This is a genomic window from Marisediminitalea sp., from assembly GCF_984433645.1.
This window is the reverse complement of the sequence record NZ_CFIDRX010000169.1, coordinates 1-9402: the sequence shown is the minus strand read 5'-3', so window position 1 is coordinate 9402 and position 9402 is coordinate 1. Positions and strand designations below refer to the sequence as shown.

Sequence of the window (9402 nt, the reverse complement as noted above, 5' to 3'; positions counted from 1 at the left end):
TTAACTTTGCCAACCGCCATACTTCGACTTCCTCTTAATCCTTGAACTCACGGGAGTCTGCCCCCACAATACAATTGAACACAGGGCAGTGCATGCTTTGTGCGTCACTCACAAAACATACTAAAACTGTAGATATTTTAACCGCATTATGCAAGTGCAATTTATTTTTTTTCCAGACAAAATAATGGTAAAAAAGATCTGAAATTCCTTGCAAGCGCACTATGATTAAATTATGAGTAAAGGTAACGCCATTAGTATCGATAAAGAGCGACTACTCGAACGGGAGCGTCAGAAGACGGAACCGCCTCCGATGTACAAGGTCTTATTGAATAATGATGACTACACGCCCATGGACTTCGTGGTTGAAGTTCTTATGCGTTTCTTCCGGTTGGATGCTGAAAAAGCAAACCAAGTGATGTTAACCGTTCATTACCGGGGCAAAGCCGTTTGCGGCATTTTTACTGCTGAGATAGCAGAAACAAAGGTAATGCAGGTGAATCAGTATGCCCGTAAACATCAACATCCTTTGATGTGTACGATGGAGCAGGCGTGAGTCAATTTTGAGAAGGGGCAATATATATGCTGAATAAAGATTTAGAGCAGACCTTAAACGAGGCTTTTGTGTTCGCCAGAGAGCACCGTCATGAGTTTATGACGGTTGAACACTTGCTGTTAGCCCTGCTGGATAATCCGGCTGCTCAGGAAGCCCTGAAGGCCTGTGGGGCCGATATAGACAATATTCGTGGTGAATTAGTTGAATTCGTCAAAGACACCACACCATTGATTCTGGAAGACCAGGCGGCCGATCGCGAAACACAGCCGACACTGGGATTCCAGCGCGTACTCCAACGCGCGGTATTTCATGTTCAGTCGTCGGGTAAAGAAGAAGTTACCGGCGCAAACGTACTTGTTGCGATTTTCAGTGAGCAGGAAAGTCAGGCCGTTTACATTCTCAAAAAATCCGATGTCACGCGTCTTGATGTAGTGAACTTTATTAGCCACGGCGTAAGCAAGGCAGAGGACGATGCGCCGGAGAGCAACGAAGCCGGTGAAGAGAGTGCTGAGGGTGAAGAGTCAGGCTCGGCGTTATCCAAATACGCGACGAATCTGAACAGACAAGCCCAGGACGGTAAGATTGATCCGCTGATTGGTCGCGACGATGAACTGGAACGCACCATTCAAATCCTGTGTCGTCGCCGTAAAAACAATCCACTGCTGGTTGGTGAAGCGGGCGTAGGTAAAACAGCGATTGCGGAAGGTTTGGCTTACCGCATTGTTGAAAAACAAGTCCCCGAGGTAATTGCAGAGTGTACGGTGTACTCACTGGATCTGGGCGGGTTGCTGGCCGGAACCAAATACCGCGGTGATTTTGAGAAACGCCTGAAAGGCATTCTCAAAGAATTGTCGAAAGACAAAGACGCGATTCTGTTTATTGATGAAATCCATACCATTATTGGTGCGGGTGCGGCGTCCGGTGGCGTAATGGATGCATCAAACTTACTGAAGCCGAAGCTGAGCTCGGGTGAACTGCGTTGCATTGGTTCTACTACGTATCAGGAATACCAGGGTATTTTTGAGAAAGACCGCGCACTTGCGCGTCGTTTCCAGAAAGTGGACGTGGCAGAGCCAAGTGTGAGTGACACGACTAAAATTCTGTTGGGCCTGAAATCCCGGTACGAAGAGCATCACAGCGTACGCTTTACACAAAAAGCGTTGCAGGCAGCAGCCGAGTTGTCGGCGAAGTACATTAATGAGCGTCACTTGCCAGACAAGGCGATTGACGTAATGGATGAAGCCGGCGCGAGCCAGCGTTTGCTGCCGCAATCCAAGCGTAAGAAAGTGATTAACGTGGGTGACATCGAGCAAATTATTGCCAAGATGGCGCGTATCCCGGAGAAGTCTGTTTCAGCTTCTGATAAAGAAGTGCTGAAAAACCTGTCTCGCAACCTGAAAATGGTGGTGTTTGGTCAGGACAAGGCCATCGAGTCTCTGGCAGATGCTATTCACTTGTCGCGTGCAGGCTTGGGCAATGAACAAAAGCCTATTGGTAATTTCCTGTTTGCCGGTCCGACCGGAGTGGGTAAAACAGAAGTCACGCAACAACTGGCTAAGATCATGGGCGTAGAATTAGTGCGCTTCGATATGTCTGAGTACATGGAGCGCCATGCGGTAAGCCGCTTGATTGGTGCGCCTCCTGGTTACGTTGGATTTGATCAGGGCGGTTTATTGACTGACGCGGTAATTAAACACCCGTACTCAGTGGTATTGCTCGATGAAATCGAAAAAGCGCACAGTGACATCTACAACATTTTGTTGCAGGTAATGGACCACGGTACGTTAACTGACAACAACGGCAGAAAGGTCGATTTCCGCAATGTTGTGTTGGTGATGACCACAAATGCCGGTGTGCAGGAAACCGTGCGTAAGTCGATTGGCTTTAAACAGCAGGATCACAGTCACGATGCGTTGTCTGAGATCAATAAGGTATTTTCGCCTGAATTCCGCAACCGTCTGGATTCAATCATCTGGTTTAATCACCTGGATTCAGAAGTTATCCTGCAAGTGGTCGATAAGTTCATTATCGAGTTACAGGCGCAATTGGATACCAAAGGCGTATCGCTGGAAGTGTCTCCGGCTGCCAGAGCGTTCCTTGCTGAAAAAGGCTACGACAAGGCAATGGGAGCGCGTCCTATGGCCAGGTTGATTCAGGAGTCGCTGAAGAAAGAACTGGCTAACGAACTGTTGTTCGGGAAGTTAAGCAGTGGCGGTGATGTTACTGTTGATCTGAAAGACGACAAACTGACGTTCAGCTATAACTCGCAGGACAAAGTGGCATCGGCAACAGAATCCAGCGAATAGTCATAGCATCGTGACTACAGAAACTAAAAAACCCGAACATCGTGTTCGGGTTTTTTTGTTTTACCGGTACCGGCAATTGCAATGCGGGCTGAACGTCCGCGTATTGATTAGCGCGCGCGGTAAACGATACGGCCTTTAGACAGGTCGTACGGCGTCATTTCAACCGTAACTTTATCGCCTGTCAAAATACGAATATAGTTTTTACGCATTTTTCCAGAGATATGGGCAGTCACAACGTGACCATTTTCTAATTCAACACGGAACATGGTATTAGGCAGAGTATCCAGTACCGTACCTTCCATTTCAATACAATCTTCTTTCGCCATCTAGAGCAATAACCTCAATAAACTGTCAATTTTTTCGCCGCGCAGACCTTAACCAATTCACTGCCTTATGTAAAGTAATTAATGATGTAAATACACGATTTGCGTGTCTTCTATGCGCTTTTTACTTGTTAGCGAACAGAAGTGTCGTTCGACTGTGAAATGGTTTGCTGAAATGTGTCAATCTCGTCGGCACAATTTATTCGGTGCCATTGGTGGTCGGCGTAGCGTTCGTGGGGGAAATATTTGTTTTTGTAATTCATTTTACGGCAGTCATCAATTTGGTAACCCAAATAAAGATACGTTTTGCCCTGCTGAGCGGTCACCTTTATCTGACTTAAAATCATCCAGGCGCCCAGTGACTGTTTTTCGTAATCCGGGTCAAAAAACGTGTACATGGCTGAATAGCCGCCATGGCCCAGAACACTGTCAACCTCGTCGGTAACGGCTACGCCAATCAGCTTGTCGTTGTCGTACGCTTCAATAAACAAGGGTTGCGACCAGGCACATGCTAAGAAGCCGTCGAATTGCGACTGACTGGGTGGGTACATACTGCCATCGGCATGACGTTCATTGATGTACCGCTCGTAGAGTGGGTAATATCGTGCATCCGGCTTGTAGGCAACATGGACCTGCAGATGTTTATTTTTATTCAGTATGCGACGCTGGCTCCGTGACGGTTTGAATTCGTTAACCGGTACACGTAACGACTGACACGCCGAGCAGGCTTGGCAATAAGGGCGATACACCTGATTGCCACTGCGACGAAATCCTGCTTGTATCAGCTGAGGGTAATGAAAGGCACAGGCGTCGTCGTCACCGACAAATACCAGCAATTGCTCGTCTCGTTCCGGTAAGTAGCTGCAGCTGAAGGATTGCGTTATGCCAAATTTCATTACAACGTAATTGGTTGGGGTTGCCAGCGATGAGTATATTCTGAACAGATATAGCCCTCTGAATCAAGTGTTTGATTCAGTGCTCGGAGTTCGGTAATAAAGCTACTGCGCGGAATGGATTGGGCGCCCAGGCTGCTTAAGTGTTCAGTGGGGAGCTGACAATCAATAAAACTACACTGATGTTTCTGCATGTGCGCAACCAAATGCGCAAGTGCGAGCTTTGAGGTATTGGGCTGATGGTGAAACATGGATTCACCGCAAAATACACGACCAACGGCTACGCCGTACAAACCACCGACCAGTTGGTCATTGTCCCAGACTTCTACGGAATGTGCCAAACCAAGCTCGTGAAGCTGAATATAGGCTTCTATCATGTCCTGGGTGATCCAGGTCGCTGTCGAGGTGGTGGTTGTACCGTTATTGCCACGGTGTAAGCGGGGAATCGATGCACACTCCTGAATAACCGCGCGAAAGTCTTTGTTTAACGTTACTGTATAACGCTGCTTCTTAATTAACTTTCCCAGGCTCTTTGAGCATTTGAATTGGTCAATCGGAATAATGGCCCTGACTGACGGCGACCACCATAAAATGGGTTCACCTTCACTAAACCAGGGAAATATGCCTTGTGAATACGCAGAAAGTAGTCTGCCGGGAGACAAGTCGGCGCCATAGGCCAACAGGCCGTCCGGGTCATCTAATGCATGCTGTACAGCAGGGAAGGGGGTATCAGGTTCAAGATACGGCAGTGTGATCATAAACAGTTAACAACAGCGGCATCGTATGATGCCGCTGCCTGAATTACCTGATTACTTCAGCGCGTCCAGGAAGCGCTCTGCGTCCAGCGCGGCCATACAGCCGGTACCTGCAGACGTGATAGCCTGACGGTAAATATGATCGCTTACGTCACCAGCAGCATAAACGCCTTCAACGCTGGTTTGTGTCGCGTTGCCTTCAGTGCCGCTGTGAACCTTGATATAACCGTCTTTCATTTCTAACTGACCTTCAAAGATGTCGGTGTTAGGTTTGTGGCCAATAGCCACAAATAAGCCCATCACGTCCAGCTCTTCTGTCACATCAGAGTCAGTCGCTTTAATGCGCACGCCGGTTACACCCATGTCGTCGCCCAACACCTCGTCTAATGTGCGATTAAGGTGCAGTACAACGTTGCCGTTTTTGGCTTTGTCCATCAAACGGTCGGCAAGGATTTTCTCGCTACGGAAGCTGTCACGACGGTGAATAACGTGAACTTCAGACGCGATATTTGAAAGATACAACGCTTCTTCAACGGCAGTGTTACCACCACCAATAACGGCCACTTTCTGGTTGCGATAGAAGAAACCATCACAGGTCGCACAGGCTGACACGCCTTTCCCCATGAACGCTTGCTCTGAAGGCAAACCAAGGTACTTAGCTGACGCACCGGTGGCAATGATTAGCGCATCACAGGTGTACGTGCCGCTGTCGCCAAACAGAGTGAATGGACGCTTAGTCAGGTCAGTTTTGTTGATGTGATCGAAAATAATCTCGGTGTTAAACTTCTCGGCATGCTGCTGCATACGTACCATCAGGTCCGGACCTGTCAGGCCTTCAGGATCGCCCGGCCAGTTTTCCACCTCGGTCGTCGTGGTCAGCTGTCCACCTTGTTGCATACCGGTGATCAGTGTGGGTTGCAGGTTTGCACGTGCAGCGTAAACGGCTGCGGTGTAGCCTGCGGGGCCTGAACCTAGGATGAGTAGACGTACGTGTCTGCTTTCTGCCATGTTTGTCTCCAGTGTTCACTCATTTCTTACTGGCTGAAATGAGCATTTAATAATGGGTGTATACGGTACATCGTCGGTCGAGGATTGTTTTCATCTTCGCCAACGCATACCGAATAGCGGGAATTAATACCAATAGTGAGGTCAAATCGAATACTTTCAATAGTGGCGGTATGATATTATTTATTGCCCTAAAAAATGACCTTTTTTCGTGTTTCCGGTCTATTATTAGTATTATGCTTGTAAAAGCAATCCAAGTTTGGGGTTGAATGACGTTTTACCAACGAGGTTACCCATGGCGCAGTCTGTAACAACCATGCTGAAAGACGGGCAGGAATACATGAAGACCTGGCCGCTTCGCAAAGAATTGTATGCACTCTTTCCCGACTGCCGGGTAGTGGCTGCGACGCGTTTTGCGATAAAGGTAATGCCACCTCTGGCGGTGCTAGCCTGCGCTTCAATTATTAACGTAATGGGGAGCGAACATATTCCTCAGGCCATTGCTATCGGTGCTTTTTTCCTGAGTATGCCTATGCAAGGGTTACTGTGGCTTGGGCATCGTTCAAACCAAACATTGCCTCCTGCCATTCAATCCTGGTATCAGGAGATCCATTCGAAAATGCGTGAGCAGGGCTGTACTGTCCAGCGCTACAAGGGAAAACCCAAGTACCGGGAGTTAGCACGGCTGTTAAAAACCGCATTTGAAGATTTAGACAAAGCGTTTACGCGCAATTGGTTTTAGGTTCTGGCTGTTCAATCAATCGCGTTAATCTCGTGCCGCATTGTCGGCACATATACTGTTGTTTACCCCTCATGACGGCATTGTGACGTCGTACACTTAATTCCACCGGTCCACAAGCACAGGCATAGGTAAACGATTTCAGTTGTAACGGACCTAAATCAAACGTGTGCCGGGTGTTCGGCTCGCAGCCAAAAACGTCAGACATCATCGACTGCCACTCAATACCATGCGGCTTTACCCTTCCATGTATCTGATACACCAGTAAATGGCTTACTTCATGTGGGATCACATCAGAGAAGTACGCCTCTTTGTTATGGGCAAACAAAGTAGGGTGGAGGTTAATTCTGTTTTGTTGTAAAAACGCCGTCCCGGCATGCTTGCCACTGCGGCGGTATGTCACGAGGGGAGCGGGGAATGACCGGTTAAAATACAACGCCGCCCTGGCGTAAAGATCCTTAAGGCGGCGTTCGATGTCGGTCTTATCGAGTTCGTTTATCAACGTGCCTCGACCACATTACAGGGCATGCACAAGGTATAGATGCCATGCGGGTCATTCAGGCTCGCCATGATATCAATGTCGTTCAGAGCGGTTTTCAGCAGACCCATAAATGGCGATTGCGAATCACCAAATTGGAATTTAACTGCATACACCAGGGCTTGTCCGAAAAACTCTTTCCAGAACTGCTCTTTAGGAGACAACTTACGCTGAACGTATACTGGCTTGAAGTTTTCCAATTCGGCAAGCTCTGCGGCTGCGTCAATGGCTGCATTCAGATCGCCCAATTCATCTACCAGACCATGTTCAAGCGCGTCAGTACCGATCCAGACTCGGCCCTGGGCAATCTTATCTACGTCTTCAACTGTCATATCGCGCGAATTCGCCACGATAGACAAGAACTTACTGTACTTGCTCTCAACACTGCGCTGTATAAACTGGCTGTACTGTGGGCTCAGTCCACGGGCAGTCGACAAGCCGGCCATGTCGGTTGTAGCAACACCATCGGTGTTGATTCCCAGGTAGTCCAGACTGTTTTCGTAGGTCATAAACATGCCGAATACGCCAATCGAGCCAGTAATGGTACTGGGGGAAGCGAAAATCTTGTCGGCATCAGTCGAGATCCAGTAGCCACCAGAAGCCGCATAGGTGTCCATTGAAACTACCACAGGCTTACCCGCTGCTTTCAGGTTCAGTACTTCCTGACGGATGATTTCAGAAGCTGAAGCACTGCCCCCAGGAGAATCGACCTGTAATACAACCGCTTTAACGTCATTGTCTAACCGCGCCTGGCGAAGCAACCTTGCAGTGCTGTTACCACCAATGGTGCCGGCATTGCGTTCGCCATCCAGAATGATGCCTTTGGCAACAACAATACCCACTTTGTCACCATGTGGTGTCGGCATTGGCAATGATGGGTTGATCACGCTGTTGTAATTGCGAAACGAGGTAATTTTAAATCCGGCTTTGTTGTCGGCTTCGCCCACCAGTTCTGCCATTTCCTGACGGATTTCTTCACGGGTTTTCAGTGCATCGACCCAACCGTTCTGAAGGGCATAAGTGGCCATATCGCCGCCTGCTTGTTCAAACTTCTCATTGAGCTGAGCCAGCGAGTCGTCAAAGTTAGACAAAGGCATGTTACGAGCTAAGGCCACATCTGCTTTATATTGTTCCCAGTAAGCATCCAACCAGCGCTGGTTACTTTCTTTAGCAGCAGGAGACATGTCATCGCGAATGTAGGGCTCTACGGCAGATTTATATGTGCCTACGCGAAAGATATGCGTAGTAATTTTGAGCTTTTCGAGAGCGCGTTTGTAATACATCTGATAGTTTGCATAACCTTCCAGCATAATTGCGCCAACCGGATTCATGTAAACGTGGTCTGCATGTGCTGCAAGGTAATATTGCGTTTGCGTGTAGTAATCCGCAATGGCGTAAACCGGTTTGCCAGAGGTTTTGAAGTCGTCGATGGCTTCAGCGACGGTACGCAACTTGTTTAAACCCGCTCTTCTCAACCCTTGCAGGTCAAGAATCAGTGCAGTTATACGCTTATCCTGTTTTGCATTATCCAGCACGGAAATAATATCGCGAATGAGTACTTCCGGATCTTCGGGCTCTTCATTTAGAGCTTGCTGAAAGAATTGTTCTGCCGGATCGATAGCTGTTTTTTCAATGACTAACGAGCCGTTAAGCGTTAATACTAACGCGCTGTTTTGCGTTACCTTAACGGTTTGGTCTTCCTTCGAGGCAATCATGAAGATGCCGACGATGATGACGATAAAAATGACGTTAAAAAATAACTTTCGACAAAAGTTGAGGGCAGTCCAGATGCCTACAAAGAGGGCTTTTGTCCAGCTTGTACTTTTTTGAACCATATTGACTACATACCTTCGCTGCTATTCATTGTTATGTTATCGAAACTCACATAATTCGCGAATTAAATTTGTAATGAAATGTAATAACTCATTTCTTCAGGCGTTTATTACCACGGCTTGACTCTGCCGGGCCATTCGTGTCCTGATTTAGCCATTGCAGAATAACACTGGCAATGTGTTTGTGCTGCTCATCAGACATCATCATCAGTAAACGACCTTTGCGCTCACTGTAACCTACCTTGCTGTGTCCCCGGTGCATGATGCGTAAAAATTTACTCATAGCCTGAAAGTTTTAAGGTTAAAGGGCGATCTGTATAGGCATAACCGCTGACAGCGTGCCACGTGTTTGGATTGTACACTATTATCATTTCGTTCAACGTTAAGATATACGCGATAACTTTAAGACTGGTTCGCTGATTGAATAATTTACGAACAGTAAAAACCAGATGGCGCGC

11 protein-coding genes are annotated in these 9402 nt (G+C 47.8%); 3 read left to right on the top strand and 8 right to left on the bottom strand.

What is annotated here, in order from left to right; genetic code table 11:
- Window positions 1–232 precede the first annotated feature (232 nt).
- Both clpS and clpA read left to right on the top strand, forming a co-directional pair.
- Complete coding sequence (clpS, locus tag AC4MRN_RS16955; RefSeq protein ID WP_073321639.1) at window positions 233–553, top strand: ATP-dependent Clp protease adapter ClpS; 321 nt, start codon at window positions 233–235, stop codon at window positions 551–553.
- Between the two features lie 26 nt (window positions 554–579).
- Complete coding sequence (gene clpA / locus AC4MRN_RS16950) at window positions 580–2859, top strand: ATP-dependent Clp protease ATP-binding subunit ClpA (RefSeq protein ID WP_073321636.1); 2280 nt, start codon at window positions 580–582, stop codon at window positions 2857–2859.
- A 107-nt stretch (window positions 2860–2966) separates the two neighbouring features.
- Here clpA and infA read toward each other — a convergent pair whose 3' ends face one another.
- The 4 genes from infA to trxB form a co-directional block, all read right to left on the bottom strand.
- A complete protein-coding gene (infA, locus tag AC4MRN_RS16945; protein WP_070175908.1) occupies window positions 2967–3185 on the bottom strand; it encodes a translation initiation factor IF-1 in 219 nt (72 codons plus the stop codon).
- Between the two features lie 128 nt (window positions 3186–3313).
- Window positions 3314–4078, bottom strand: coding sequence for an arginyltransferase (locus tag AC4MRN_RS16940; protein WP_073321633.1), 765 nt, complete (start codon window positions 4076–4078; stop codon window positions 3314–3316).
- Window positions 4078–4833: a leucyl/phenylalanyl-tRNA--protein transferase gene (gene aat, locus AC4MRN_RS16935; protein ID WP_073321630.1), complete on the bottom strand. Its 756-nt coding sequence runs from the start codon at window positions 4831–4833 to the stop codon at window positions 4078–4080. The genes AC4MRN_RS16940 and aat overlap by 1 nt, the downstream gene beginning before the upstream one ends.
- Window positions 4834–4884: 51 nt before the next feature.
- Complete coding sequence (trxB, locus tag AC4MRN_RS16930) at window positions 4885–5838, bottom strand: thioredoxin-disulfide reductase (RefSeq protein ID WP_073321627.1); 954 nt, start codon at window positions 5836–5838, stop codon at window positions 4885–4887.
- 292 nt (window positions 5839–6130) lie between these two features.
- Between trxB and yfbV the strand changes: the two genes are divergently transcribed.
- Entirely contained in the window at window positions 6131–6577 is a 447-nt protein-coding gene (gene yfbV / locus AC4MRN_RS16925) for a terminus macrodomain insulation protein YfbV (protein ID WP_073321623.1), read from the top strand.
- Here yfbV and AC4MRN_RS16920 read toward each other — a convergent pair.
- The 4 genes from AC4MRN_RS16920 to AC4MRN_RS16905 all read right to left on the bottom strand — a co-directional run.
- Window positions 6558–7076 (bottom strand): SprT family zinc-dependent metalloprotease, encoded by a 519-nt coding sequence (locus AC4MRN_RS16920; RefSeq protein WP_491203941.1) that lies wholly within the window; start codon window positions 7074–7076, stop codon window positions 6558–6560. The genes yfbV and AC4MRN_RS16920 overlap by 20 nt on opposite strands.
- Entirely contained in the window at window positions 7073–8947 is a 1875-nt protein-coding gene (gene sppA / locus AC4MRN_RS16915) for a signal peptide peptidase SppA (protein WP_491203940.1), read from the bottom strand. The genes AC4MRN_RS16920 and sppA overlap by 4 nt, the downstream gene beginning before the upstream one ends.
- Before the next feature lie 88 nt (window positions 8948–9035).
- Window positions 9036–9227: a hypothetical protein gene (locus AC4MRN_RS16910; protein WP_491203939.1), complete on the bottom strand. Its 192-nt coding sequence runs from the start codon at window positions 9225–9227 to the stop codon at window positions 9036–9038.
- Window positions 9220–9402, bottom strand: a 183-nt coding sequence (locus AC4MRN_RS16905) for a hypothetical protein (RefSeq protein WP_491203938.1), incomplete at its 5' end; no start/stop codon positions are given. The genes AC4MRN_RS16905 and AC4MRN_RS16910, both read right to left, overlap by 8 nt.

Coding starts and splice junctions, on each gene's coding strand:
- aat (WP_073321630.1), bottom strand. CDS start 4,833: ATGATCACACTGCCGTATCTTGAACCTGATACCCCCTTCCCTGCTGTA.
- AC4MRN_RS16940 (WP_073321633.1), bottom strand. CDS start 4,078: ATGAAATTTGGCATAACGCAATCCTTCAGCTGCAGCTACTTACCGGAA.
- infA (WP_070175908.1), bottom strand. CDS start 3,185: ATGGCGAAAGAAGATTGTATTGAAATGGAAGGTACGGTACTGGATACT.
- yfbV (WP_073321623.1), top strand. CDS start 6,131: ATGGCGCAGTCTGTAACAACCATGCTGAAAGACGGGCAGGAATACATG.
- sppA (WP_491203940.1), bottom strand. CDS start 8,947: ATGGTTCAAAAAAGTACAAGCTGGACAAAAGCCCTCTTTGTAGGCATC.
- AC4MRN_RS16910 (WP_491203939.1), bottom strand. CDS start 9,227: ATGAGTAAATTTTTACGCATCATGCACCGGGGACACAGCAAGGTAGGT.
- trxB (WP_073321627.1), bottom strand. CDS start 5,838: ATGGCAGAAAGCAGACACGTACGTCTACTCATCCTAGGTTCAGGCCCC.
- clpA (WP_073321636.1), top strand. CDS start 580: ATGCTGAATAAAGATTTAGAGCAGACCTTAAACGAGGCTTTTGTGTTC.
- clpS (WP_073321639.1), top strand. CDS start 233: ATGAGTAAAGGTAACGCCATTAGTATCGATAAAGAGCGACTACTCGAA.